General features: G+C 63.0%; 22 protein-coding genes. 7 read left to right on the forward strand and 15 right to left on the reverse strand.

Going from position 1 to position 24,731, the window contains the following annotated elements; all coding sequences use genetic code 11:
• Window positions 1-3 precede the first annotated feature (3 nt).
• From D460_RS0105280 to hemN, 5 genes are all read right to left on the reverse strand, one after another.
• Complete coding sequence (locus D460_RS0105280; RefSeq protein ID WP_018897471.1) at window positions 4-1,584, reverse strand: cytochrome ubiquinol oxidase subunit I; 1,581 nt, start codon at window positions 1,582-1,584, stop codon at window positions 4-6.
• Between the two features lie 74 nt (window positions 1,585-1,658).
• Window positions 1,659-3,350: a thiol reductant ABC exporter subunit CydC gene (cydC, locus tag D460_RS0105285; RefSeq protein ID WP_018897472.1), complete on the reverse strand. Its 1,692-nt coding sequence runs from the start codon at window positions 3,348-3,350 to the stop codon at window positions 1,659-1,661.
• A complete protein-coding gene (gene cydD, locus D460_RS0105290) occupies window positions 3,347-5,035 on the reverse strand; it encodes a thiol reductant ABC exporter subunit CydD (protein WP_018897473.1) in 1,689 nt (562 codons plus the stop codon). Before cydD ends, cydC begins: the two co-directional genes overlap by 4 nt.
• A gap of 4 nt (window positions 5,036-5,039) precedes the next feature.
• On the reverse strand, window positions 5,040-5,618 hold the full coding sequence (locus D460_RS0105295; RefSeq protein ID WP_018897474.1) for a GbsR/MarR family transcriptional regulator: 579 nt from the start codon (window positions 5,616-5,618) through the stop codon (window positions 5,040-5,042).
• Between the two features lie 146 nt (window positions 5,619-5,764).
• Window positions 5,765-7,108 (reverse strand): oxygen-independent coproporphyrinogen III oxidase, encoded by a 1,344-nt coding sequence (gene hemN, locus D460_RS0105300; protein WP_018897475.1) that lies wholly within the window; start codon window positions 7,106-7,108, stop codon window positions 5,765-5,767.
• Between the two features lie 118 nt (window positions 7,109-7,226).
• Between hemN and D460_RS0105305 the strand changes: the two genes are divergently transcribed.
• The 3 genes from D460_RS0105305 to D460_RS0105315 all read left to right on the forward strand — a co-directional run bounded on the left by D460_RS0105305 (window position 7,227) and on the right by D460_RS0105315 (window position 9,854).
• The gene (locus tag D460_RS0105305) at window positions 7,227-7,943 is read left to right on the forward strand and encodes a Crp/Fnr family transcriptional regulator (RefSeq protein WP_026282814.1); all 717 of its coding nucleotides are present in this window, start codon (window positions 7,227-7,229) and stop codon (window positions 7,941-7,943) included.
• A gap of 93 nt (window positions 7,944-8,036) precedes the next feature.
• Entirely contained in the window at window positions 8,037-9,200 is a 1,164-nt protein-coding gene (locus D460_RS0105310; RefSeq protein WP_018897477.1) for an aminotransferase, read from the forward strand.
• A gap of 315 nt (window positions 9,201-9,515) precedes the next feature.
• Window positions 9,516-9,854 (forward strand): hypothetical protein, encoded by a 339-nt coding sequence (locus D460_RS0105315; RefSeq protein ID WP_018897478.1) that lies wholly within the window; start codon window positions 9,516-9,518, stop codon window positions 9,852-9,854.
• Window positions 9,855-9,872: 18 nt separating this feature from the next.
• Here the strand turns inward: D460_RS0105315 and D460_RS0105320 are convergent, their stop codons facing one another.
• Window positions 9,873-11,588 (reverse strand): diguanylate cyclase, encoded by a 1,716-nt coding sequence (locus D460_RS0105320; RefSeq protein ID WP_026282815.1) that lies wholly within the window; start codon window positions 11,586-11,588, stop codon window positions 9,873-9,875.
• A gap of 202 nt (window positions 11,589-11,790) precedes the next feature.
• Here D460_RS0105320 and D460_RS0105325 point away from each other — a divergent pair, with 202 nt between their 5' ends.
• Complete coding sequence (locus D460_RS0105325) at window positions 11,791-12,699, forward strand: DUF1003 domain-containing protein (RefSeq protein WP_018897480.1); 909 nt, start codon at window positions 11,791-11,793, stop codon at window positions 12,697-12,699.
• 141 nt (window positions 12,700-12,840) lie between these two features.
• A complete protein-coding gene (locus D460_RS0105330) occupies window positions 12,841-13,101 on the forward strand; it encodes a hypothetical protein (protein ID WP_018897481.1) in 261 nt (86 codons plus the stop codon).
• Between the two features lie 71 nt (window positions 13,102-13,172).
• On the opposite strand, the gene D460_RS34445 is transcribed toward D460_RS0105330, so the two are convergent.
• The 7 genes from D460_RS34445 to D460_RS0105365 all read right to left on the reverse strand — a co-directional run bounded on the left by D460_RS34445 (window position 13,173) and on the right by D460_RS0105365 (window position 20,446).
• Window positions 13,173-13,976, reverse strand: coding sequence for a class I SAM-dependent methyltransferase (locus D460_RS34445; protein WP_018897482.1), 804 nt, complete (start codon window positions 13,974-13,976; stop codon window positions 13,173-13,175).
• A gap of 285 nt (window positions 13,977-14,261) precedes the next feature.
• On the reverse strand, window positions 14,262-15,368 hold the full coding sequence (locus D460_RS0105340) for a Gfo/Idh/MocA family oxidoreductase (RefSeq protein ID WP_018897483.1): 1,107 nt from the start codon (window positions 15,366-15,368) through the stop codon (window positions 14,262-14,264).
• 10 nt (window positions 15,369-15,378) lie between these two features.
• Complete coding sequence (locus D460_RS0105345; protein WP_018897484.1) at window positions 15,379-16,164, reverse strand: trehalose utilization protein ThuA; 786 nt, start codon at window positions 16,162-16,164, stop codon at window positions 15,379-15,381.
• A 74-nt stretch (window positions 16,165-16,238) separates the two neighbouring features.
• Window positions 16,239-17,267 (reverse strand): ATP-binding cassette domain-containing protein, encoded by a 1,029-nt coding sequence (locus D460_RS0105350; RefSeq protein WP_018897485.1) that lies wholly within the window; start codon window positions 17,265-17,267, stop codon window positions 16,239-16,241.
• Window positions 17,268-17,279: 12 nt separating this feature from the next.
• The gene (locus D460_RS0105355; RefSeq protein WP_018897486.1) at window positions 17,280-18,110 is read right to left on the reverse strand and encodes a carbohydrate ABC transporter permease; all 831 of its coding nucleotides are present in this window, start codon (window positions 18,108-18,110) and stop codon (window positions 17,280-17,282) included.
• Window positions 18,110-19,096 (reverse strand): sugar ABC transporter permease, encoded by a 987-nt coding sequence (locus D460_RS0105360; protein WP_018897487.1) that lies wholly within the window; start codon window positions 19,094-19,096, stop codon window positions 18,110-18,112. The genes D460_RS0105355 and D460_RS0105360 overlap by 1 nt, the downstream gene beginning before the upstream one ends.
• 84 nt (window positions 19,097-19,180) lie before the next feature.
• Entirely contained in the window at window positions 19,181-20,446 is a 1,266-nt protein-coding gene (locus D460_RS0105365) for an ABC transporter substrate-binding protein (RefSeq protein WP_018897488.1), read from the reverse strand.
• Window positions 20,447-20,763: 317 nt separating this feature from the next.
• Between D460_RS0105365 and D460_RS0105370 the strand changes: the two genes are divergently transcribed.
• Together D460_RS0105370 and D460_RS0105375 are read left to right on the forward strand one after the other, a co-directional pair.
• Window positions 20,764-21,780: a substrate-binding domain-containing protein gene (locus tag D460_RS0105370; protein ID WP_018897489.1), complete on the forward strand. Its 1,017-nt coding sequence runs from the start codon at window positions 20,764-20,766 to the stop codon at window positions 21,778-21,780.
• Between the two features lie 359 nt (window positions 21,781-22,139).
• Window positions 22,140-22,505: a hypothetical protein gene (locus tag D460_RS0105375; protein ID WP_018897490.1), complete on the forward strand. Its 366-nt coding sequence runs from the start codon at window positions 22,140-22,142 to the stop codon at window positions 22,503-22,505.
• On the opposite strand, the gene D460_RS0105380 is transcribed toward D460_RS0105375, so the two are convergent.
• Together D460_RS0105380 and adh are read right to left on the reverse strand one after the other, a co-directional pair.
• Window positions 22,502-22,891 carry a DUF779 domain-containing protein gene (locus D460_RS0105380; protein WP_018897491.1) on the reverse strand — a complete coding sequence of 130 codons (390 nt, stop codon included), beginning with the start codon at window positions 22,889-22,891 and terminating at the stop codon, window positions 22,502-22,504. The genes D460_RS0105375 and D460_RS0105380 overlap by 4 nt on opposite strands.
• A 271-nt stretch (window positions 22,892-23,162) precedes the next feature.
• Window positions 23,163-24,671 (reverse strand): aldehyde dehydrogenase, encoded by a 1,509-nt coding sequence (adh, locus tag D460_RS0105385; RefSeq protein WP_018897492.1) that lies wholly within the window; start codon window positions 24,669-24,671, stop codon window positions 23,163-23,165.
• Window positions 24,672-24,731 lie beyond the last annotated feature (60 nt).

Genomic DNA, 24,731 nt, shown 5'->3' on the forward strand with positions numbered 1-24,731 from the left:
CAATCACTCCGCGGCAGGAACGAGGGTTTCGGAAATCAGCTCGGCTTCCGGCTCGTTGTCCGGTTCCGGGCCCTTCTTGATGGCCTTCACCATCAGCGTCATCTCGATGATGATGAGCACCGTGTAGAGCGCCGCGAAGCCGAGGATGGTCAGCAGTACGGTGCTGGCGCCGAGGCTGGAGACAGCGGCGGCCGTCGGCAGCACGCCTTCGATGATCCAGGGCTGGCGTCCGACCTCGGCAACCACCCAGCCGAACTCGATGGCGATGAACGGCAACGGGATCGCCAGGACAGCGACGCGCAGCAGCCAGGGATGGGCGTCGAGGCGGCGGCGGGCCGAGAGCCAGAAGAAGGTCGCGGTCAACAGGATGAAGAACACGCCGAGCCCGACCATGATGCGAAACGACCAGAAGAGGGTCGGCACGTGCGGGATGGTGTCGCGGGCGGCCTGGTCGATCTGCTGATCGGTGGCGGTGCGGGGATCGTCGACATAGCGCTTCAGGAGAAGGGCATAGCCGAGCTGGTGGCCGAGATCCTCGAAGGCGCTCTTGGTTTCCGCGGTGATCTTTTCGGGCGAGCCGGCGGCGCGGATCTGCGTCAGCGCGTCATAGGCCTTGATGCCCTCGCGGATGCGGGTCTTTGCGTGTTCCTCGAGCTCGTTGATCCCGGGGATGACGGTATCCAGCGAGCGGGTGCCGATCAGGCCCATGACCCAGGGGATATGGACGGCGAAGTGGGTCTCGCGCGCCTGTTGATCAGGAAAGCCGATGGCGGTGAAGGGGGCCGGTGCCGGCTCCGTTTCCCACATGGCCTCGATGGCGGCGAGCTTCATCTTCTGGTTTTCGGTTGCGAGATAGCCGCTTTCGTCACCGAGCACGACGACCGAGAGCGCGGAAGCGAGGCCGAAGGAGGCGGCGACCGTCATCGAGCGCTTGGCGATCTCGATGTGCCTGCCCTTCAGCAGATACCAGGCAGAGACGCCGAGCACGAAGATGGAGGCACAGACGTAGCCGGCCGATACGGTGTGGACGAACTTCGCCTGGGCGACCGGATTGAAGACCACGTCGAAGAAGCTTGTCACTTCCATGCGCATGGTCTGCGGATTGAGCGCTGATCCCACCGGGTTCTGCATCCAGCCGTTGGCAACGAGAATCCAAAGCGCGGAGAAGTTCGAGCCGAGTGCCACGCACCATGTCGCCACGAGGTGACCGACCTTGGAGAGCTTGTCCCAGCCGAAGAAGAACAGGCCGACGAAGGTGGCCTCGAGGAAAAAAGCCATCAGCCCTTCGATCGCCAGAGGCGCGCCGAAGATGTCGCCGACATAGTAGCTGTAGTAGCTCCAGTTCATGCCGAACTGGAATTCCATGACGATGCCGGTGGCGACGCCGATGGCGAAGTTGATGCCGAAGAGCACGCCCCAGAACTTCGTCATCTGCCGCCAGATCTGGCGACCGGTCATGACGTAGACGGTCTCCATGATGGCGAGCAGCACGGCGAGGCCGAGTGTCAGCGGTACGAACAGGAAGTGATAGAGCGCTGTCAGCGCGAATTGAAAACGCGATAAGTCGACAATGTCTAGTTCCATAGTCTTTCTCCCACGCCCCATGGGGGTACGAAGATTTTCCGCCGGGCCGGATTGCCTGGCGGTCATGCACGCGCTCAGTCCGGTCTCAGCCGATTCAGAGCTTCTTCGAACGCCGTCTCTCCGCGGCGCGAAATGCTGGCGATGCGGCCGTCATCGAGCGTGGCGATCACATCAGCGATCTCCGCCTCGCGGCGGATATGGGTGGCGATAAGGAGCGACCGACCGTTCGCCTTCTCGGACAGGCGGGCCATGAGATCGAGTGCCGTGGCGCGGTCGAGGCCTTCCGTCGGCTCGTCGAGCAGCCAGAGCGGCGTATCGCGCAGGAAGAGGCGGGCGAGCGCCAGGCGGCGCGACTGGCCGCCCGACAGGCCCATGCCGCCTTCGCCGAGACGGGTGTCGAGGCCATCGGACAGGGTGGCGATATCGGCGAGCAGGCCGGCGGCGGCGAGTGCGGACTTGAGGTCGCTTTCAGTCGCATTGGGACAGGCCAGGCGCAGGTTGCCGGCGACCGTGTCCTGGAAGAGCTCGGTGCGTTGGGTCAGAAGGGTTGCCGTGTCGTTGGCGACCGTGCCCTTGAGCGGCTCGATCTCGCCGGCGAGCAGGGCCAGCAGCGTCGACTTCCCGGTACTGCTGGCGCCGACGAGCGCAAGCCTTTCGCCCGGTTTCAGGGCGAGGTTGATGTCGGCGAGAACAGGCGCTGCGGCTGCGTCATAAGCGGCGCTGACACCGGCGAGTTGGACTGCCTGTCCGGCGGCGGGGGCCGGGTGTTGGCGCGCGGATGTCTTGTCGGCCAGGCGAGGGCCGAGGCGCTTTGCCGCCAGCAGCGTGCGCCCTAGTTCGAGCGCCCCGCGACGCAGCGCGCCGAAGGGTTCGACAGCGGCGAAGGCGATCAGGATGCCGAGGGCTGCGACGGGCGCGGTGATCGTGCCGGCACCGGCGAGGGCCGCGACGGCCAGCAGCGCACCGGTGAGCAGGAGTGTCGAGGCGATGCCGAAGCCGAACGTCACTGTGCTTTCGATGCGGTTCAGCCTGTTGTCGGCATCTTCGGTATAGCGGTCGGCGGCGGATATGGCTGCCGCCTGCGCCTCGATCCTGCCTGACATCAACAGGTCCGACTGGCCGGCGACGAGGTCGATGGTACGGGCCCGCACCGCCTCGATGCCATAGGCGCGGCGCCGGGCATGGGCGGCGGCGAGGCGGCCGGCGCAAAAGGGGATGCCGAGGCCGGCGACGATGAGGAGGAGTGCCGCCGATAGGCCGAACAGGGGATGCATCAGGCCGAGCGCGATGCCTGTCGCGATGGCGGCGAGGATCGCGACGCCTGCGGGCACCAGCACGCGGAGATAGAGAGAATCGAGCGCATCGATATCGCCCGTCAGCCGAAACAGCAGGCGGGCCGGTCGTCTTGCGAGATCACGGGCAGCGCCGGCCTGCGCCCAGCCGCGAAACAGGCGTTCGCGCAGGGCGGCGAGCACGGCGAGCGTGGCGTCATGCGTCGTCAGCCGCTCGCCATAGCGCGAGGCGGTGCGGCCGATCGCCAGCAGGCGGATGCCTGCCGAGGGGGCGAAGACGTCGAAGGTTATGGCGGTTGCCACCGAGGCGCCGGCGATCGCTGTTGCTGTGATGAACCAGCCGGAGAGGCCGAGCAGCGCGATGCCGGCGCCTGCCGTCGCAGCGGACATGACGGCGCCCAGCAGCAGGCCGCGCTTCTTCTCCTTCATGAAGAGCTTGAGGATGGGTTTCAGATCGGTCAGCGACGCGCTCATTCGGCGGCCTCCCGTGCAGGTTCCTGACAGAGATGGATCGTCCTGCCCATGCGGGCGGCAAGACGGGGATCGTGAGTGGCGACGAGCAGCGTCTTGCCCTTTGCAAGCGCAAGCAGGCTCTCGGTGATGTCGTCGGCCGTTGCGCTGTCGAGGTGGGCGGTAGGTTCGTCGGCGAGGACGATCAGCGTCTCGGGGGCCACAGCGGCGCGGGCGATGGCAAGCCGCAGCGCCTCGCCACCCGAGAGGCCAGCTCCGCCATCGCCGAGCGGACGGTTGCGGTAGGCGCTGGCGAGCCTTCCGAGCCGGGCGGCGTCGAGTGCGGCGGCTGCCTGTTGGCTGGATACCTGCGGCCGGCCGAGCGCGACGTTGCGCGTAATGCTGCCGGCGAAGATATGCGGCTTCTGACCGATCCAGGCGATCCGCGTCCGCGACGATTGACCGGCCGGTTGCCCGCCGATCTCGACGCGGCCGCTTTCACAGGGCGCAAGGCCGGCGGCGAGTGCCAGCAGGGTCGACTTGCCCGAGCCGCTTGGGCCAAGCAGCGCGACGTGTTCGCCGGCTCGGATATGGAGATCGAAGTCTTCGATGGCTGAGGTACCGCTGCCGGGATAGCGGAAGCCGACGGCGTGGAAGCGGATATCGGCGCCAAGAGGGCTTTGATCGGCTTCTCCGTGCGGCAGCAGCATCCCGTCTTCGCTCAGCGCATCGAGGGCTTTCATCGCCGCTTCGCCCGAGGCCCGGTCGTGCCAGACAGCCGAGAGTTCGCGCAACGGCTCGAAGAAGGCTGGGGCGAGCAGCAGCACGAAGAGGCCCGATGTGAGATTGAGGCCATTTGTCCAGGCGCCGAAGCGGATTTCGCCGAGCAGCGAGAAGCCGACATAGACGGCGACCATGGCGACGCCGAGCGCGGCGAAGAGTTCGAGAACCGCCGACGACAGGAAGGCGATGCGCAGCACGGCCATGGTGCGGGTCTTCAGGTCCTCGGCATCGGCACGAAGCCGCGTTGCCGTGGCATCGACGGCATCAAGCGCGCGAATGGTGGCGAGGCCGCGCAGGCGATCGAGCAGGAAGCCGTTGAGGCCACCGGTCGCGGCCAGCTGCTTTTCGCTTGCGGCCTGCGCACGCCAGCCGATCAGCGCCATGGAGACGGGGATGAGGGGCATGGCGAAGAGCAGCACGAGAGCGGCGATCCAGGAGATCGGGAAGACGCAGGCGAGGATGACCAGAGGCACGGCGCTGGCCTTGAAGCGGGCCGGCTGGAAGCGTGCGAGATAGGGGACGATGAGTTCCGCCTGTTCGCCGACGATGCTGGCGGCCTCGCCCGATGTGTGGCGGGTGCTGTCGACCGGCGACCGGCGCGCAAGGGTTTCGACGGCGCGAGCGCGCCTTAGGGTGAGTTCGGCGCGGGCGGCGCGAAAGGCGAGGCGGCCGCCAGCCGCGTCGAGACAGCTTTTCGCGATGCCGAGCATGGCGATGACGATCGCCGGCCAGATGACGGCCTCGACCCCGCCGCCATCGGCGATGCGGCCGATAGCGACCGAGAGGAGACCGGCCTGCGGGATCCAGAGGAGGGCGGCGAGTGTCTGGACCAGCGCGGCGTTGCGCAAGGCCGAGGGCTGGCGGGCGCGCTTGCGCCGTCCGTCGCGGGCCTTATCTTGCTTGGCATCGAGAAAGGCACTGGTCATGGCGCTAACTCTTGTTCGCAGGATTGAGACGGCGGCCACGGCCGAGGGATATGACCCGGTCCTTGGCCTCAAGCAGCTTCGTCACTTTCGCGCCTAGCGAGAGTAGCGTTGCAAGCCTTTCTGTTTCAAGTTGTTTCACATCGTCATACCAATGTGTCAGCTGTTCAATCAGTGCATGCATTTCGCTCATGCGCTCCTGGGCGTGGCGTTCGGCTTCGCTGGCGGGTCGTTGCATCAGGATTTCGCGCAGCACCGAGAGCGTCGGATCGACCTCGCGCTTCTTGCGCTCTTCGGCCAGCGTGCGCAGGATCAGCCAGACATCGTCAGGCGTGGTGAAGAAGTCGCGGCGGTCGTCCGGCCGGTGCCTGAGCAGCACGAGGTTCCAGGTCTGCAGCTCGCGCAGGCTCATCGAGACGTTGGAGCGCGAAATGCCGAGCGCGTCGGCGATCTCCTCGGCGCAGAGCGGCTGAGGGGAGACGTAGAGCAGCGCGTAGATCTGGCTCACCGTCCTGTTGATGCCCCAGCGCGAGCCCATCTCACCGAAGTGCAGGACGAAGGATTGGACGAGCGGCGCAAGGTTCATGGTCAGGTTTCCGTTATGACTGTGATTTCAGAAATTTCTGAAATCACAGTGCGCAGTGCATGGCTGACAATCGGCAGGCCGGGGTTGCTGCAATTGGCGCTGGATTTGACGATAGTCAGCTTTTCGCTTGGGTTTATTGATTCAGATCAAATGGCCGAGGAATGTTTGGCCTTGCCCTGCGCGAGGTAGCGATCGAACTTGGCGGCGATGGTGCGCACGAAGGGGCGGCCTTCGTCGGTAACCACGAACCTGTCGCCGTCGAAGCTAACAAAACCATCCTCGTTGAAGCTTGCATGCAGGGCGTCGTTGCAAGCATCGTCGGCGGCCTTGCCGAACCGGGCGCGCAGCTCGGTGACCGAGAAGGCGTATTGGCACATCAGCTCCTCGATCGCCTGCGCGCTGGCGCGGTCGGCATCCGAGAGCGTAAAGCCCCGGGCCACGGGAAGGCGGCCTTCCGAGATCGCGCGGCAATATTGTCCCGTCGCGACGATGTTCTGGACATAGCCCTGCTGAAGCTTGCCGATCGAGGAGGCGCCGAGGCCGATCAGCGTATCGGCGCCATCGGTCGTGTAGCCCTGAAAGTTGCGTCGGAGCGCGCCGTCGCGCAGCTGGCGGGCCATGCTGTCATCGGGCTTTGCGAAGTGATCGATGCCGACGGCATCATAGCCTGCCGCAAGGATGGCGCTAGCGCCCGCCGCGGCCATCGCGAAGCGGTCGGCGGGGCCGGCAAGCGTTGCCGTATCGATCACCGACTGGTGCTTCTTGACCCAGGGAACGTGGGCATAGCCGAACATGGCGATGCGATCGGGCTGCATCGACAGCGACAGGTCGATCGTGCGCAGCAGCATGTCGCGGTCCTGATGCGGCAGGCCGTAGACGATGTCGAGATTGATCGAGCCGATGCCGAGCTCGCGCAAGGTCTTCACGACCATGGCCGTCTGCTCGAAGCTCTGCGGCCGGTTGATGGCCGTCTGGACGATGGGTTCGAAATCCTGCACGCCGACGCTTGCCCGCGTCATACCGAAATCGCGCCATGCCCTCAGCTTTTCGGCATCGACATGAGTCGGGTCGATCTCGACGCTGATCTCGCAATCGGGACCGATGTCGAAATTGGCGTCGAGCGTGGTGCGCAGGCGCGCGAGGTCGTCGGGACTGACGATCGTCGGCGAACCGCCGCCGAAATGGATGGCTGCGACCTTTCGCCGTAGCGGGAGATATGTCGCAACGAGCGCGATCTCGCTATTCAAGGCTTCCAGGTAGGTCGCGATGGGGTCGTAGCGGCGCACCTGCTTGGTATGGCAACCGCAGTAGAAACAGAGCCGGTCGCAGAACGGAATATGCACGTAAAGCGATAGTGCGCCTTGTGAATTTGCTTCGAGCCATTGCCGGTAATCCCTCTCGCCGACGCCCTCGTGGAAGTGCGGCGCGGTCGGGTAGCTGGTGTAGCGGGGGACGGGGGCGGAATAGCGGGCGATGAGATCAGCGTTCATGAGCGTGTCCTTTCAAGGACCGAAATAGTGGGGGTTTTCGATGACGGCCTTGATCTCGATCAAGAAAACGCTGTTCTCCGACGACGGCCTTGGCTATGCTTCAGGCGGAGCCGGGTGTATGCGAAAAGATATACATAATTCTAATATTCCAGTACGTTGCGTCAGTTGCGAGGTCCGCCACAAGGGGATGTGCGGGGCGCTGACATCTGACGAGCTCTTGGCTCTGTCCTCCCATACGCGGCTTGTCACGCATGATGCCGGCGAGGAGCTCGCCGGCGAAAAGATGCCCGTCGAATCCTACGCCACCGTTATCAGCGGCGTGGTGAAGCTGACGAAGACGCTCGAAGATGGGCGCCAGCAGATCGTCGGTCTGCAGTTTGCTCCCGATTTCCTCGGCAGGTTGCATGCCAACGAGAACGGCGTCTCTGCTGAGGCCGCGTCCGACGTTCACCTCTGCCGGGTCCCTAAGGCCGCGATGGAGCGGCTGGTCAAGAGCACACCGGCGCTCGCCGAAAGGTTGATGGACCAGACAATGCGCGAGCTCGACGAGGCGCGCGACTGGATGGTGACGCTGGGGCGCAAGACGGCGGCGGAGAAGGTGGCGAGCTTCCTGTTTCTGATCGCGACGCATCTCGATCCCGAAGCGAAAGGCGATAGCCGCCGCTTCGACCTGCCGCTGTCGCGCGCCGATATCGCCGATTTTCTCGGGCTGACGATCGAGACCGTGTCTCGGCAAATGTCGAAGCTGAAGAGCGAAGGCGTCATTTCTATCGTCGCTAACAGGCATATCGAGGTGGCCAAGCTCTCCAAGCTCAAGGCCTGCTGCGGCGCCTGAGGGCGATGCCCCTCGCGTCGAGAGAATGCGTGTTGCCGAGGCGGGGTGTTTTGTGCAGGAGTGATGGTTTCCATCATTGATTTGAGAGCCTCCATGCCCGCCGCGAAAGCCAATCTCCTCGTCTCCCGCCTGTCTCCTCCGCCCATCCCCTCGGTGCTCGCATGGGCACGCGAATACAAGGGAGCCAAGGGGCCGCTGGTCGATCTCTCGCAGGCTGTTCCGGGCTATCCCGCGCATCCCGAGATGCTGCGGCTGCTGGGTGAGGCGGCGTCGTCGCCCGCCACAACAGGCTACGGGCCGATCGAAGGCGAGGAGGTGCTGCGCGAGGCCTATGCCCGGCAGATGTCCGAGGTCTACGGCGCGCCAGTCGCTGCCCATAACGTCCAGATCAGCGCCGGCTGCAACCAGGCCTTTATGGCGGCGGCCATCGCGCTTGCCGGCGCCGGAGACAGCGTGGCGCTGACCAATCCCTTTTACTTCAATCAGGAAACGACGCTGTCGATGCTTGGCATCAACAGGGTGTTGGTCGAATGCGATGCCGATAACGGCTTCCTGCCCGATATCGCTTCGGCCGAGAAGGCGCTCGCCTCGGGCGCCAAGGTGCTGGCGATCGTGACGCCGAACAATCCGACGGGCGCGATCTATCCGCCGGAGTTGTTGCGCGCACTGTTCGATCTCTGCCGCAGCCATGGGGCGTGGCTGATCGTCGACGAGACCTACCGCGACTTCCTGCCGGAGGGCTACGGCGCGCCGCATCCGCTGCTTGCTATCCCCGGCTGGGAGGAGACGCTGATCCTGCTCTACAGCTTCTCCAAATCCTTCTGCATTCCCGGCCATCGGCTGGGCGCGATCACCGCCGGGGAGCGTGTCATCACCGAGATCGTCAAGGTGATGGACAACATGCAGATCTGCGCGCCGAGGGCCGCGCAGGTGGCGGTTGCCGAGGCGATGCCGATTTTGGCCGACTGGCGGGCCGCGAACCGGCTGGAGATCGCGCGGCGGGCCGATGCGCTGCGGGCGGTGATGGCGGAACTGCCCGGCTGGGAGATCGGTGCGCTTGGCGCGTACTTCGCGTTTATTCGCCATCCGTTTGCGGATTTGAGTTCGTCCGAGGTTGCCGAGCGGCTGGCCAAGGAGGCTGGCGTGGTTTGCCTGCCGGGGAGCTATTTCGGAGTAGGGCAGGAGCGGTATCTGCGGTTGGCGTTCGCCAATGCGGATGCGGTGTCGATCGGGCGGTTGGTGGAGCGGTTGCGCTAGGGTTGCTTGGGATGGGGCGGGTGCGGTGATGGGTGTGATGCCGGGGTGGTGCGCAGCAGATTGGACGCGGTGCCGTGTGATACCCCCCTCTGCCCTGCCGGGCATCTCCCCCACAAGTGGGGAGATTGGCTGGGGGCAGCCGCTCGCTCAGAGCTCATTGTTTGGTTGCGGAGCAGGCCACGAGTCGATCTCCCTCCTTGTGGGGGAGATGCCCGGCAGGGCAGAGGGGGGTATCCCACGGCAAAACCTCCCTTTAGGCACCTCACAACCGTATGCTATATTCCAGCACTCGACGCGCCATCACAGAGGTCTCCCATGCCCCGATTTCTTGCCGTCTACACCATGAAACACGAGGATTTCGACGCGTTTCGGCGCCTTCCGAAAGCCGAGCAAGACGCCATCGATGCCAAAGGTGTGCCGCAGTGGATGGCCTGGGAGGATAGAAACGCTGCGGCTATTCTCGATCGCGGCGGCATGGTGGGGAAGACGATGCGGGTCAACAAGGACGGGATTGCGGAGGCTTCCAATGCGCTCTGCGGCTATCTGGTGGTCGAGGCAGAGAATGCCGAGGCCGCGGCACGGCTTTTCCTCGATCATCCCCATATCACCGTCTTTCCTGGCGATGGCGTGGATATCATGCCGTTCGTGACGTGATGTCGTTGGTGTGTTGATCTAGGCGATCATCGCCCGGTCATCCAGAACGTCACGCGGCGCCTTATTGATCGCGCCGCGAGTGCGATTGCGGCCCGCGCTCTTGGCTTCGTAGAGCAGCTTGTCGGCCCGTTCATAGAGCGTTGCGAAATCCTTATCGCCGACGATGCCAGTCACGCCCATGCTCGCGGTCACCGGGCGTTTGAGGCCCGGCACAGTGCGGGCGACGATGGCGGGAATGGCCTGGCGGCGCAGTTCCGCCTGGGTGTCGGCGTCGTCGCCGCGCAGGAGAAGCACGAATTCCTCGCCGCCGAGACGGTAGGCGCGAACGCTCGCGCCCGGCTGGAGCGCCTTGGCCACGGCCTTCAGGACCTCGTCGCCGACGCTGTGGCCGTTGATGTCGTTGATCGCCTTGAAATGATCGATATCGATGACGGCAAGGGCTTCGAAGCCTTCGGTGCGAAGCTGCTCGAATTGCAGCTCGATCGCACGCCGGTTCAGCAATCCCGTCAGCGGGTCCGTTTCAGACAGGCGTTCGAGCAGCTCGGCGTCATTGCGGGCGCCGTCGCGCTCGCGTTTCATGGTGACGAAGCGCTCGGCTACGCCGAGTGTCGTGAACACGACCTCGCACATGCAGCCGATATAGAAGAGCAGGGTGGCGTCGGTGCTGTGCAGCCAGGGAACGATACCCGTCACCAGACGGATCAGGCCGACCACGACCATCGGCGCGTAGCCTACCGCCTGGAACCGCGCGGCGCGGCTTCCGCGACGCAGCGCATCGATCATCGACAGGATGAAGATGGCAAGTACCGGCGCGAAGGCGGCCGTATAGGCGCTCGACTGGATGGGGCGGGCGACGAAGGGGAAGGCGGCGTGAAGGACGCTCAGCGCTATCGCCCATGCCGCGCAATAGGGGAGCGCGCGGCGCAGAACCGGATGCATCAGGCCGGGTTCGACGAAGCTTTGCGTGAACATCGCTCCTGCCGCGATGGTCATCCCGAAGATCACCGTCGTCATCCAGCTCAAGGTCATTGCCGCTGGATCGAAGAGCATAACCGACAGGCCGGATGTCACGAGAATGGTCATCAGCAACGAGATTGTGAGCGCCGAGTGCCAGAGAACGAAAGGTTCGCGCAGCGCCCGGTAGAAGGCCGCATTGAAGATCAGGGGCATGACGAGCATGCCGGCAAGGCCTGCCAGCACAAGCATCAAGCGCATGTCGCCGATGCCGCCGGCTGCGTCCGTTGGTGACAGATAGGCACGCTCCAGCGTCATCCGGTGGCTCGGCAGGTCGATCGCGGCGATGATCTGCCGGGTTTCGCTGGTCACGTCGGGCAGGAGCGCCTTGAAGTAGCCGCCGGCCATGGAGCTTTGGAGGGCTGCGGCGGGAATAGTGTCCTGGCGCACCGTGCCATCGCGGTCGATTGCGAGCAGATGGATCGCCTGAAGTGCCGCGCGCCTGGAGAGCATATACCGGGGAAGGGGTTCACCGGCTTTGATGTCGAAGCGAAGCAGCACGCGCTCGGCATCGATGGAGGGGGCCTGGTCGCGGCAGGACCATCGATCCTGGTTCCTGGCGACCGCGACCACGTCTTCCGACAGGCTGGTGGATGCCCAGCAGGAACTGCGTGTCTCGAAAGAATCCGCCGGCGCAGCCGATGCGGCGCTGAATTGCAGCAGCATCACCAGGAAAAGAAGGGCCGCCGGAAGGCTATTTCGAAATCCACTCGAAGTCATGGCTCTAGGCTAGGGCGGAAAGCTTTTGATGCCGTTAATCGGGGCCATCGGCTTGGCGCAGCGGTCGATCACGTTATCGGGAGGGCGTGCAATCAGTCATTAACACCGCCCCACAAATGGCCTCGCCCGTATCGCTTAGCAATGTCACAATCCTGTTCGATTTGATGTTTAGAGCGCAGGAATCGGCACAGAGGATCGTCGGATGGCAGAAGAGAAGTCGCTTGAGTTCGCGGGTGGGATCGTGGATTTCGATGCCGGGCATGGCGAGGCCGCCACCGTCGAGATGAAGGACTATAGCGACAGTCTGGAGCGCGCCAAGGCCAAGTCCGTGCGGCTCGTCGATGCGATCACCGGCGCTGCGCTCAAGAAGAAAGACGCCATCCACTTCGACGATCTGCGCCCTGCGCTGGCCGAGTTCATGCGGCAGAAGCATCCGGGGCTGCACTCGGACGACTATATCAATCGTAAGGTGGTCGATGATTATCGCGGCCAGTATATCGCCGAATTGTTGCGCGACGAACGCGGCGAACTCTCCAACCTCGAGGACGAGGTCGTGGAGAGCCTCAGGAGCCACGATACGCTGGCCGAAAACATCGAAGAGGATTACGAGGAGCACCGCTCGATCGGCGACCGCGTGGCCGATGTCGTCGCGACCTTCGGGGGCAGCTGGACCTTCATCATCTCCTTCTGCCTATTCCTGGCCGTCTGGATGGGCATCAACCTCCTGATGGGCGAGCGGCAGGCCTTCGACGCCTATCCCTTCATTCTGCTCAACCTCATCCTCTCGACCATCGCCGCCCTGCAAGCGCCGATCATCATGATGAGCCAGCGTCGCCAGGAATCGAAGGATCGGCTGCGCGCGCTGAACGACTACAAGGTCAACCTCAAGGCCGAACTGGAAATCCGCCATCTGCACGAAAAGGTCGACCATTTGCTGAATCGGCAGTGGGAGCGGCTCACCGAAATCCAGCAAATCCAGATCGAGATGATGCTGGAACAGGCCAAGGCCGCCAACCGTGCGCTGAAGCTCAGCAAGGCGCAGAAGACCAAGACCAGTGCCTTGAAAAACCTCTTTAGCGCCGCGCCGAAGGCGGATGAGACGGACGGCTAAATCGCAGTGCTGCCGGCTCATCCTCATTGTACAAGTGCCCCAAAATAGCCTATAAGATTCCGCTAGATAGCTGCTCCTGATGGTTCAACATCAGGTAGCGTTTTCGATGCCGATAACGGCAAATTGTGGGAGGAATAGACGATGAAAACGGTTCTCATTGCAGCAGCCTTGATCCTGTCGGCCGCAACGGCGCATGCCGCCGACACATGCGCTTCCAAGGCGGTCGACAAGAACGGCAAGCCGCTGGCAGGCGCTGCTCTCACGTCGTCGATGAACAAGTGCCAGAAGGATGCCGCCGCCGCTTGCGACATGTCCGCCAAGGACAAGAACGGCAAGGCGCTGGCAGGTGCCGCAAAGACCGCCTACACCAAGAAATGCGTGAGCGATGCCGTCGGCGGCTGAAGCTGTCTGACACAAGCACGACCACTATCGGCCGCCGACGCTCAGCCAATCAGGTCATCGCGCGACGTTTTCTAGCGTCGCTCCGACCGCTGAAAGATGTGGGCCGCGGATATGCGGGTCGTGCGGATCGTCGGGCCGACCAAGGCGCTGAGGTTTTCGATCAGCGCTTTGGCGACAACTGTCTGCCTTTCCGGAGGCAGGGCCAGAAAGGGCGAGAGGCTGCGATGAAGGGCGACGAAACGCTCTACGCTGTAGTCGTCGGCGACCTCGACATGGCAGAAGAGCCTCTCGGTAAAAGCGGCCGTCTGTAGCGGCTTGGAAAGTCCCCAGAACACCTGGGCGATGTCGTCTCGGGACTGCCTCTCGATCGGTTGCGGATAGCCGGAGCGCTCGAATGCCTCGTCCACGGCCTGATGCGCGACGGGCTGGGGTTCCTTGTTCCACAGCAGCACGACAAATCCGTTCGGCGCAAGCAATTCCTCGATCCGCTGGACACCGCGTTTCTGATCGATCCAGTGAAATGATGATGCCGCGAGAATGATGTCGAATGGGCCGGAGAGATCAGCCTGTTCCAGCGTGCTCGTCTGGAAGGTGATATCCGAGAAAGGGGCCAGAATGTCACGGGCGATGGCGACGAAGTCGGCGTTCGGTTCGACACAGGTAAATCGGCCGCCCAAGGCGGCAAAGTCCTCCGTGGCCGTGCCGGGGCCGCTGCCGATTTCCAGCACACGGCTATGCCGCCGCCATTCCGCGGCCGCTGCCGACGCTGCTATCAGGGCGGCCGGATAGCGGGGGCGACCTTCGACATAGAACCTCGCGCCGTTGGAATACCAGCGCGCCTTTTCGGCATCGGTCTGTTCGTCGTAGATCGCCACGTTTGATCCTCCGCATTGGGGATACAACACCTGCGCTCGGAGCCCCCTCATCCGCCCTTCGGGCACCTTCTCCCTGCTGGGGAGAAGGGAAAAGCGGCACCCGCTGCGCCATCTTCCCCTCTCCCCAGCGGGGAGAGGGTAGGGTGAGGGGGCCACACGGCAAGACCGAATTTTCAGATACGAATTCGCTGCTATCGAAGCAGCTTGGTAACGACGAACTATTCCTTAGCCAGCCACTCAAGCAGCAAGGCCCGCTTTCGCGGGCCCTGCATCCTCAATCTACCCTTACACCACCACCGTCAGCGGCGGGATGCGCTTGTCGGGGGCGCTGTCCTGCTCTTGCGCGGCAAGGAGGTTGAGCTCGCGGCGTTCGCGTTCGGAAACGATCGCGAGGTCGATGACCTTTTGCAGGTTGGCGGCGTGGCGGAAGGTGGGGGCGTCCTGCTTGCCAGTGCGCACGGCTTCGGCAAAGCGCTGGTAGTTGGTCAGCACCGGCGGCACCTCGATGTCGCGCCAGGTCGCGCTTTCGATGTCGTCGCCGAAGCAGCCGCGGAGGTCCGAGCCATCGGGGCGATGGGTGACCTCGAGGCTGCCTTTTTCGCCGTAGATGCGCAGCTTCAGCTCGTTGAGGTGGCCGGTCGCCCAGCGCGTGGCGTGGATGACGCCAAGCGCGCCGTTGGTGAAGTCGACAGACATGGTGAAGCTGTCGTTGGCATCCAAGAGATATTCGCCGATCTGGCCGCCCGGCGCCTTGTTGAAGGTCTTCAGGCGGGCGAAGACGTGGTCGATATCGGTCGCGGCGCCATAGGCCGCGAAGTCGAGGATGTGGATGCCGACGTCACCGAGCACGCCGTTGGAGCCGTGGCCGGTCGAAAGACGCCACAGCCAGCGTGATTCCGTGCGCCAGTCGCCCCAGGCGCGGGAGACGAGCCAGCTCTGGAGATAGGAGGCCTCGACGTGCCTGATGGTGCCGAGCTCGCCGGCCAAGACCATCTCGCGGGCGCGCTGCAGGGGCGCGACGTTGCGATATGTCAGGTTGACCATGTTGATGACGCCGGCGGCTTCCGCCGCTTCGGTCATTTCCAGCGCATGGTCGTAATGCTCGGCCAGCGGCTTTTCGCAGAAAACATGCTTGCCGGCCGCGATCAGCGCCAGGCTGGTCGCATAGTGGATGCGATCAGGCGTGACGTTGGTGGCGCTGTCGAATTCGCCCCATTCCAGCGCCTCTTCCAGGGTGCGGAAGCGCTTTTCGATGTGGAAGTGATCAGCGAATTCGGTCAGCCGGTCGTGATCGGTATCGACCGCGCCCACCACTTCCACGCCATCGATGGCGAGGAAGTTGGCAACCTGGTTTTTGGCCATGACGCCTGTACCAAGAACGAGTAGTCGCATGCTGTGCTCCTCAGCGGTAACCGGCTTCGCCGGCCTGGTGCAGTCTCGGGCCGCGTTCGACGATCGGCTCCAGTGCCTTGTCGACCGGGACATTCGGGGCATCGGTGATGCTCTTCAGGTCACCTTGCGGATTATAAGCCCATTTGACGCCGTTGATCAGCACCTTCTGGACGTTGGCGTCGTGGTAGGTCGGATAGGTCTCGTGGCCCGGGCGGAAGTAGAAGATGTTGCCGGCGCCGCGGCGCCAGGTCAGCCCCGAGCGGAAGACTTCGCCGCCCTGGAACCAGGAGATGAAGACGGTCTCGAGTGGCTCCGGAACGGAGAACTGCTCGCCGTACATTTCTTCATTCTCGAGCACGAAGTTCTCGCCGATGCCGGCTGCGATCGGGTGGCGCTGGTTGATCGTCCACAGGCGCTCGCGCTCGCCGGCCTCGCGCCATTTCAGCGCGCACGGCGTGCCCATCAGGCGCTTGAAGATCTTCGAGAAGTGGCCGGAATGCAGGACGAGCAGGCCCATGCCTTCCCAGACGCGCTTGGCGACGCGCTCGACGACGACGTCGGAGACGGCGCCGTGGTCCTTGTGGCCCCACCAGGTCAGCACGTCTGTCTCGGCGAGGCGCGCTTCGGTGAGGCCGTGTTCCGGTTCCTGCAGCGTGGCGGTCGTGGCGCTGATCGCTGGATCGGTGTTCAGCGCGTTAGCGATCGTCGTGTGCATGCCATCGGGATAGATGCCGCGGACGATCTCGTTGGTGTTTTCATGGATGTTTTCACCCCATACGATGGTGCGAATAGCCAAAGTCATGCTCCTTCATGCGCGTGGTGGATCGAAACCGTTGGGAAGCGGCCGGGATCCGGTTGTTTGGGTTGGTTTCAGGCGGCGCCCTTCAAGGGGATCCTTTCGAGCGCGCGTCCGGATGGATCGAAACGGTGGATGGCACCGGCGACAGGCGAGACGCCGAGATTGTCGCCGGGCTGGTGGCGCGAAACGCCGGTTTCGCGAACGACCAGCGGTTCCGGCGTGCCGATGTCGAGATAGACGAAGCTGTCGGAACCGAGGATTTCGGAGTGGATCACCGTGCCCTTCCAGGCGGGCTCCCGGTTGGTGATCTCGATGTGTTCGGCGCGCACCCCGATGGTGTGGGCGTTGTAGGGCGCGGAAAATTCACCAGTCAGGAAGTTCATCTTCGGCGAGCCGATGAAGCCGGCGACGAAGATGGAATTCGGTGTTTCGTAGAGCTCGAGCGGCGTGCCGATCTGCTCGACGACGCCATCGCGCAGCACGCAGATGCGGTCGGCGAGCGTCATCGCCTCGACCTGGTCGTGGGTGACGTAGATCATCGTCGTGTCGTGCATGCTGCGGTGAAGCTTGGCGATCTCAAGCCGTGTGGCGACGCGAAGGGCGGCGTCGAGGTTCGACAGCGGCTCGTCGAAGAGGAAGACCTTGGGATCGCGGACGATTGCGCGGCCGATCGCGACGCGCTGGCGCTGGCCGCCGGAGAGCTGGCGGGGCAGGCGCTCCAGATAGGGTGAGAGCTGCAGCATGCCGGCTGCCTGTTCGACGCGCGCCTCGCACTCTTCCTTGGTGCGGCCGGAGAGTTTCATGCCGAAGGCCATGTTGTCGAAGACGGTCATGTGCGGATAGAGCGCATAGGACTGGAAGACCATGGCGATGCCACGCTTGGAGGGCGAAAGCTGGTTTACCGCTTGGCCATCGAAGGAGAGCGTGCCCTCCGAGATGTCCTCCAGGCCGGAGATCAGCCGCAGAAGCGTGGACTTGCCGCAGCCGGACGGGCCGACGAAGACCATGAATTCACCCTTGCGGATATCCATGGTGACGCCCTTGATGACTTCGAGAGCGCCGAAGCTCTTGCGGATATTGTCGAGTCTAATCTGTGCCATATCGTGCTTTCTTCAACCTTTGACGCCGCCGGCGGTGAGGCCGGAAATGATCCGGCGCTGGAAAATGAGCACCAGGACAACGACAGGGACCGTGACGATGACGGATGCCGCCATGATGTTGCCCCACGGAATCTCGAACTGGCTCCCGCCCGATAGAAGGGCGATTGCGACCGGCACGGTTCGCTGCGCGTCCGAAGACGTAAAGGTTAGGGCGAAAAGGAATTCGTTCCAGGCCGTAATGAAAGCCAGCAGCCCGGTCGTGACCAAAGCCGGCCACATCAGCGGCATGAAAACCTGCGTGATGATGACCCATGGAGAGGCGCCATCGACGATCGCCGCTTCCTCGATTTCTATGGGAAGGTCGCGCATGAAGGTGGTCAGAACCCAGACCGTGAAGGGCAGGGTGAAGATCATGTAGGAGAAGATCAGCGCAAACGGCGTGTTGAAGATGCCGATCCAGCGGATCAGCTCGAACAGGCCGGCGAGAACGGCGATCTGGGGGAACATCGAGACCGACAGGATCGTCAGCATCAGAAGCGCGCGGCCGCGGAAATGCACCCGGGCGAGAGCATAGGATGCGGTGACGGCGAGCAGCAACGAGGCGGCGACGACGCAGACGGCGACCAGCAGCGAATTGCCGAGGCTATGGATGAAGCTGCCCGTCGTCAGCACGTTGGCGTAGTTCGCAAACGAGATCGAGGTCGGCCAGTATTCGATTGCGAACAGCGCCGTGCCGGATTTGAAGCTGGTCAGGATCGCGTAGTAGAAGGGGAAGACCGCGATGATGACGATGACGCCGACGAGGAGATAGAAGAGGGTGTTCTTGGTGGCTGTGAGAAGCATCAGCGTTCACTCCCGCCGAGGTTGACGCGGCCGAGCCACATGTAGAGCACGGTGACGGTGGCAATGAGCAGGAAGAGAACCGTCGAGGCGGTTGCGCCATAGGCGAACTTGTCGAAGTCGAAGAGGTTCTCTCTCGCCATGACCGACATGGTTTTGGTCTGCGCATTGTTCGGCGTCAGCACGTAGATCAGGTCGAAGATGCGCATGGCGTCGAGCATGCGGAAGATGACGGCGACCATGATTGCCGGGCGGATCAGCGGCAGCGTCAGCCGCCAGAAGACCTTGATCGGGTTGATGCCGTCGATCTTGGCGGCCTCGTAGATATCGCCCGGCACCATCTGCAGGCCGGCGAGGATGAGGAGCGCCATGAAGGGCGTGGTCTTCCAGACATCGACAATCAGGACGGCGATCATCGCGGTTTCAGGATTGGCGGTCCAGGCGATCTTCTGGCTGATCAGGCCGAGCGCCATGAAGAGGTCGTTCAGGATGCCGAACTGGTCGTTGAGCATCCAGGCCCACATCTTGGCAGAGACGATAGTCGGGATCGCCCAGGGGATGAGGATTGCGGCGCGCACGATGCCGCGGCCGACGAACTGGGCGTTTAGGACAAGAGCAACGATAAGGCCGAGGGCCGTTTCGATCAGCACGGAAAGCACGGTGAATTTCATCGTGTTCCACACCGCGTTCCACCAGGCCGGATCGGCGAGCAGGCCCTTGTAGACGGTGCGGCCGCTCTTCAGCGTGATCCAGGTGAGGTAGTTGTCGAAGCCGACGAACTTGGCGTCGCCGAGACTGGTGAGCGAGGCGTTGGTGAAGCTGAAATAGATGGTGCGAAACAGCGGCCAGCCGGCGACGACGGCGAGGATGAACAGCGTCGGCGCCAGGAACATCCAGGCGGAACGGACGCGGTCGGCCTTCAGGTCCGACGAGGTGGCCCTGGCGCGCGTCTGCGCTTTCAGGCCTTCAGAAACTGCAACTTCACTCATGAGATACCCGCTTCCTGAGACGATTGACGGTGGCGTCCTTCGGAGCGCCGGCAGCGGATAGCCCGCCGCCGGCGCATCGATGGATTACCAGTTGTCGCCCTTGAGCGACGTCAGGTCGGCTTCGAGAAGCTCGAGGTTTTCAGCGGCCGTACCATTGCCCGACAGCGTGTTGTGGACGGCGGTCCAGAACTTGGCGGAGACCTCGTTGTACTTGACCTTGGCCGAAGCCGAGGGACGCGGAACGGCGCTTTCGAAGATCGGCTTCCAGGCCGGCATGAAGGGAGCCGCGGCAGCGATGTCCTTGTCGTCGTAAAGCGCGGACAGCGTCGGCAGGTTGGAGAGCTCTATGGCGCGCTGTTTCTGGCTTTCCTTTGAGGTCAGGAACTTCACGAGTTCGATCGCGACCTCGGGGTTCTGCGAATATTTGGAAACGGCGAGGTTCCAGCCGCCGAGCGCGGACGAGGGCTTGTCACCTTCGGTGGCTGCCGGGAGCGGTACAACGTCGAACTTGCCCTTGACGGCGCTGTCGGGGCCGTTGCCGAGCGCGTAGGCGTAGGGCCAGTTGCGCATGAAGACGGCGTTGCCGGTCTGCCAGACGCCGCGCGATTCTTCCTCCTGATAGGCGAGCACGCCGCCCGGCGAGATCGTGCCGACCCAGCCCTTGGCGCGCTCGATGGCGGCCGCGGCCTTCTCGTTGTTGATCGAGATGGTGCCGTCGGTTTCGATGATCTGGCCGCCGCCGGAGGATTTGATCCATTCCAGCGCGTTGCAGGTCAGGCCTTCATAGGCGTTGCCCTGGAAGACGTAGCCCCAGAGGTCCTTCTGGCCGGCTTCGCGTTCCTTGTCCTGGATTTCCTTGGCGGTCGCCGCCATCTCGTCCCAGGTCTTCGGCGGCTGCTTACCGTATTTGTCTAGCAGGTCCTTGCGGTAGAAGAGGGCGGGTGCGTCGGTGTAGAGCGGCATGGCGACGAGGCGGCCGTTGACGGTCTGCGACTGGATGATCGAGGGGAAGAAATCGCCCACGACGTCCTTGGCGGCATCCTTCAGATCGAGGAACTGGTCGGCCAGCTGCGGCGCCCAGATCACGTCGGTCTGGTAGACGTCGACGTCCTTGTTGCCGGCGGCGAGCCACAGGCGGTACTGCGAGAACTGCTCGGTGGACGAGGACGGCATGGTGACGATGCTGACCTTGTTGCCGGTCGCCTTTTCGAAGGCGTCGAGCTGCTTGCGGAACAGGTCGAGGTTTTTACCGGTGGAGCTTGCAGAGATGCTGATGTTGGCGGCGTAGGACGGCATGGCCACGCCGATGAGCGCGGCCGCAATGACGGCCGTCGTGAAACGAAACTTCATGATCTTCCTCCCAAAAAGAACCATTGCGTCCTCAAATTTGAAAACGATTTGGTTGGAAAAAATTGTCAGAAGCGCGATATCAAGTCAAGCGGGTAGTTTGGTGATGGCTTTAACTTGCGGAGAGTGGCGATTTTTCCCGTGAAAACAATGGGGTGCAACGTTGCGCGCATGTGGAGAACATCGGGCGCTACGCGTCGATTGTGATTGAACATTGAAATCGGTTTGGCTGATTAGCGGTTTTTGTGCCAAATATCGACGGATTGGCTTATAGGGTGTGTGAGGGGTCCAATAGCGGGCGATGAAAGACGTGTCGGTACATGAAGCTTAGAGAGTTCGCAAAACAGCTGGGATTGTCGCCGACGACGGTCAGCCGCGCGCTGAGCGGCTATCCGGAAGTGAGCGAAGTAACCCGCGCGCGCGTGGCGGAGGAGGCCGTTCGGCTCGGCTACCGGCCGAACGTCAATGCCGTCAGATTGAAGACCGGCCGGGCAGGCGCGATCGGCGTGGTGATGGGGCGGGCGGGCGAGTTTCACTTCGCCGAGTTCATGGCGGGGATGGCCGAGAGGCTGTTGACCGAGGACACCGACATTCTCGTCATTCCGATGGCCGATCCCGATCACAATGACGAGATGCAGCTCTATCGGCGTCTAGTGGAAAGCCAGCGGGTCGATGCGATCATCGTGCATTCGCCGCGGCCGAACGACGAGCGCATCGCGCTGCTCCACAAGCTCGGCATGCCGTTTCTGGTCCACGGCCGCTCGGATATCGACGTGCCGCATGCGTGGCTCGACATCGACAACGAGGGTGCCGTGCGCCGCGCGACCTCGCATCTCATCGATCTCGGCCATACTAGGATCGCCATGATCAACGGCCGCCCAGGCGCGACCTATGCGCTGCATCGTGACAAGGGATATCGCGAGGCGCTGCAGAGCCGCGGCATCGAACTCGATCCCCAGTTGATCGCCAGCGGCAATTTCACCGACGAGCTCGGCTTCCGTTTTGCCCGCTCACTGCTTGAGCAGTCCAATCCGCCGACCGCGATCGTCGCCGGCTCGATGATGACGGCGCTTGGTGTCTATCGTGCGGTTCGCTCGCTTGGGTTGCAGGTTGGTCGCGAGGTTTCCGTCATCGCCCATGACGACGTGTTTCCCTATCTGACGGCCGACAACATGGCGCCCTCGCTCTCAGCGACGCGGTCATCAATGCGCGCGGCGGGCACGCGGTGCGCGGATCTGGTGCTGCAGCTGGTATCCGGCCGCTCGCCGCTCGACATCCACGAGCTATGGCCGGTCGAGCTCATCCTGCGCGAATCAACGGCGCCGGTGCAGCGCTGATTTTCACGGGCGACGCAGGCGCCGAGCGTCCGTTTGCCGGGTTGCAACCTGAAAGTGGTAAATTATCCCTCGTTTCTGGGCGGATCTGGAAATTTGATTTACGTCCCTCGATAAATTCAGCCGCCAATTGATTGAATTTTTACGATAGGGGACTAATATTACCTATAGTTGCTTATGCAGTCGGCCGGTCCGCTGGTCGATGACGCAACTGTTCCCCTCTGGAGGTTTTGAAGACCTTCATGACTACGGCCACCGTCACGAGCGGTGGCTTTTTTTTGCCCGCGCGTTGGCGCTGGCCGTTAGCGGAACTTTGTCCGATGGCCACCGTTGTCTCCTCAGATGTGCAAAGGAGACAGTTCATGCAGGTCATCGGCACGCAGGTCATTCCAGAGCAAGGTGGTAGACGCGGGTTCACGGTCGAGTTCGTCGGCAAGGGCGGCGAGGTCGTGTCCGTGCTGTTGCGCAAGGACATGGATCGGACGCTGACGTCGAACAATGCGATCGATCGAGCCAAGGCCGTGATGGGCGAGTTGGCGTCGTTCGATGAGACCGCCGCGCTTTCGAGCGTGGAAACGGGCGCGGCGCAGCCGAGCGCCCGGGCAGCCGGCGATGTGGACGAGATGGAGGATCAGCTGGCGCAGGGACTGGAGGACAGCTTTCCGGCAAGCGATCCTGTCTCGGTTACTTCATCCGCCATTCCGACGGGCAAGGTGCGCAAGCACTAGATTGCCTGCTGCGTGCCCGGGATCGCGCAGGCCTCGCCGCCGCCGAACATGCGCGAGCGTGTGAGGAATCGCTTTTCCCGGCCATTATCCAGCGAGAACATACCGCCGCGACCGGCCACCACGTCGATGATCAGCTGCGTGTGCTTCCAGGCTTCGAACTGGCTGGCGCTGATGTAAACAGGCACGCCTGATATCTCTCCAAGCTTCACGTCATGGTCGCCGACGATGAAATCATCGGCGGGGTAGCACATTGGCGAAGACCCGTCGCAGCAGCCGCCGGACTGATGGAAGAGGATGTCGGGATAATCACGCCTGATCTCGTCGATCAGGGCGACGGCGGCGTCTGTTGCGAGAACGCGGGGTTCTCCGTTGACTGTGGTGTCCATTGTTTCCTCCTACGTATGCTGCGGTGTGTTTCTCTCCTCCAGATGCGTTCGTGGCCCCCTCATCCGGCTGCCGCCACCTTCTCCCCGAGGGGAGAAGGGGAATGCCGCGCCGGCCACGAGTCTCTTCTCCCCAGCGGGGAGAAGGTGCCGGCAGGCGGATGAGGGGGCCACACGCACGACTTCAAATAGAGCCCATTTTCGCTCGTGGAAGACTTGTGGAGAAAGAGGCAGGGAGGGGTGTTGCGGATGCCCTCCCTGCTGTCGAAAAGGCTCAGAAGAAACCGAGCTTCTTTTCGCTGTAGCTGACCAGCATGTTTTTGGTCTGCTGATAGTGGTCGAGCATCATCTTGTGGGTCTCGCGGCCGATGCCGGATTGCTTGTAGCCGCCGAAGGCCGCGTGGGCCGGGTAGGCGTGGTAGCAATTGGTCCAGACGCGGCCGGCCTGGATTTCACGGCCGAAGCGATAGGCGCGGTTGCCATTGCGGGTCCAGACACCGGCGCCGAGGCCATAGAGCGTGTCGTTGGCGATCGACAATGCTTCGGCTTCGTCCTTGAAGGTGGTGACAGACACGACCGGGCCGAAGATCTCTTCCTGGAACACGCGCATCTTGTTGTGGCCGGCGAAGATCGTCGGCTTGATGTAATAGCCGCTCGCCAGTTCGCCGCCGAGGTCGTTGCGCGAGCCGCCGGTCAGCACTTTTGCGCCTTCCTGCTTGCCGATGTCGAGATAGGCGAGGATCTTTTCCATCTGCTCGTTGGAGGCCTGGGCGCCGATCATCGTGGCCGAATCGAGCGGGTTGCCCTGGACGATGGCTTCAACGCGCTTGACGGCGCGTTCCATGAAGCGGTCGTAGATCTTTTCATGCACCAGCGCGCGGCTCGGGCATGTGCAGACTTCGCCCTGGTTCAGCGCGAACATCGCAAAGCCTTCCAGCGCCTTGTCGAAGAAGTCGTCGTCCTCGTCGGCCACGTCGGCAAAGAAGATGTTCGGCGACTTGCCGCCGAGTTCGAGCGTGACGGGGATCAGGTTCTGGCTTGCATATTGCATGATCAGCCGGCCCGTCGTGGTTTCGCCGGTAAAGGCGATCTTGGCGATGCGCGGGCTGGATGCCAGCGGTTTGCCGGCTTCGAGGCCGAAACCGTTGACGATGTTGAGAACGCCTGGTGGTAGCAGGTCGCCGATGATCTCGGCCCAAACGAGCAGCGAGGCGGGCGTCTGTTCGGCGGGTTTGATGACGACGCAGTTGCCGGCGGCAAGAGCGGGCGCCAGCTTCCAGGCGGCCATCAGGATCGGGAAGTTCCAGGGAATGATCTGGCCGACGACGCCGAGCGGTTCATGGAAGTGATAGGCGACGGTGTCGTTGTCAATCTCGCCGATCGAGCCTTCCTGGGCGCGCACGCAGGAGGCGAAGTAGCGGAAGTGGTCGATGGCGAGCGGAATGTCGGCGGCCATGGTCTCGCGGATCGGCTTGCCGTTGTCCCAGGTCTCGGCCTGCGCCAGAACTTCCAGCTTGTCCTCCATCCGCTGGGCGATCTTCATCAGGATATTGGCGCGCTCGGTGACCGAGGTGCGGGCCCACTTGTCCTTGGCGGCATGGGCGGCATCAAGCGCTGCGTTGATGTCCTTTTCGCTGGAGCGGGGAATTTCGCAGAGCTTGCCGCCGGTGACGGGGGTGATGTTGTCGAAATACTTGCCTTCGATCGGCTCGCGCCATTCGCCGCCGATATAGTTCCCGTATTTCAGCTTGAACGGCGACTCGACGATTTTCTGATGTAGCATGTCATCCTCCCTTGAGATGAGCCAGGTTCGGACGTGAACCCGTGGGAGGAAATCTGCGCG

Origin of the sequence: Rhizobium sp. 2MFCol3.1 (assembly GCF_000377565.1) — a bacterium.
In the GTDB taxonomy this organism is placed as follows: domain Bacteria; phylum Pseudomonadota; class Alphaproteobacteria; order Rhizobiales; family Rhizobiaceae; genus Rhizobium.

Excerpts from the sequence above, each read along its gene's own strand:
- D460_RS0105280 (WP_018897471.1), bottom strand. The coding sequence starts at position 1,584 with ATGGAACTAGACATTGTCGACTTATCGCGTTTTCAATTCGCGCTGACA.
- cydC (WP_018897472.1), bottom strand. The coding sequence starts at position 3,350 with ATGAGCGCGTCGCTGACCGATCTGAAACCCATCCTCAAGCTCTTCATG.
- cydD (WP_018897473.1), bottom strand. The coding sequence starts at position 5,035 with ATGACCAGTGCCTTTCTCGATGCCAAGCAAGATAAGGCCCGCGACGGA.
- D460_RS0105295 (WP_018897474.1), bottom strand. The coding sequence starts at position 5,618 with ATGAACCTTGCGCCGCTCGTCCAATCCTTCGTCCTGCACTTCGGTGAG.
- hemN (WP_018897475.1), bottom strand. The coding sequence starts at position 7,108 with ATGAACGCTGATCTCATCGCCCGCTATTCCGCCCCCGTCCCCCGCTAC.
- D460_RS0105305 (WP_026282814.1), top strand. The coding sequence starts at position 7,227 with ATGCGAAAAGATATACATAATTCTAATATTCCAGTACGTTGCGTCAGT.
- D460_RS0105310 (WP_018897477.1), top strand. The coding sequence starts at position 8,037 with ATGCCCGCCGCGAAAGCCAATCTCCTCGTCTCCCGCCTGTCTCCTCCG.
- D460_RS0105315 (WP_018897478.1), top strand. The coding sequence starts at position 9,516 with ATGCCCCGATTTCTTGCCGTCTACACCATGAAACACGAGGATTTCGAC.
- D460_RS0105320 (WP_026282815.1), bottom strand. The coding sequence starts at position 11,588 with ATGACTTCGAGTGGATTTCGAAATAGCCTTCCGGCGGCCCTTCTTTTC.
- D460_RS0105325 (WP_018897480.1), top strand. The coding sequence starts at position 11,791 with ATGGCAGAAGAGAAGTCGCTTGAGTTCGCGGGTGGGATCGTGGATTTC.
- D460_RS0105330 (WP_018897481.1), top strand. The coding sequence starts at position 12,841 with ATGAAAACGGTTCTCATTGCAGCAGCCTTGATCCTGTCGGCCGCAACG.
- D460_RS0105340 (WP_018897483.1), bottom strand. The coding sequence starts at position 15,368 with ATGCGACTACTCGTTCTTGGTACAGGCGTCATGGCCAAAAACCAGGTT.
- D460_RS0105350 (WP_018897485.1), bottom strand. The coding sequence starts at position 17,267 with ATGGCACAGATTAGACTCGACAATATCCGCAAGAGCTTCGGCGCTCTC.
- D460_RS0105355 (WP_018897486.1), bottom strand. The coding sequence starts at position 18,110 with ATGCTTCTCACAGCCACCAAGAACACCCTCTTCTATCTCCTCGTCGGC.
- D460_RS0105360 (WP_018897487.1), bottom strand. The coding sequence starts at position 19,096 with ATGAGTGAAGTTGCAGTTTCTGAAGGCCTGAAAGCGCAGACGCGCGCC.
- D460_RS0105365 (WP_018897488.1), bottom strand. The coding sequence starts at position 20,446 with ATGAAGTTTCGTTTCACGACGGCCGTCATTGCGGCCGCGCTCATCGGC.
- D460_RS0105370 (WP_018897489.1), top strand. The coding sequence starts at position 20,764 with ATGAAGCTTAGAGAGTTCGCAAAACAGCTGGGATTGTCGCCGACGACG.
- D460_RS0105375 (WP_018897490.1), top strand. The coding sequence starts at position 22,140 with ATGCAGGTCATCGGCACGCAGGTCATTCCAGAGCAAGGTGGTAGACGC.
- D460_RS0105380 (WP_018897491.1), bottom strand. The coding sequence starts at position 22,891 with ATGGACACCACAGTCAACGGAGAACCCCGCGTTCTCGCAACAGACGCC.
- adh (WP_018897492.1), bottom strand. The coding sequence starts at position 24,671 with ATGCTACATCAGAAAATCGTCGAGTCGCCGTTCAAGCTGAAATACGGG.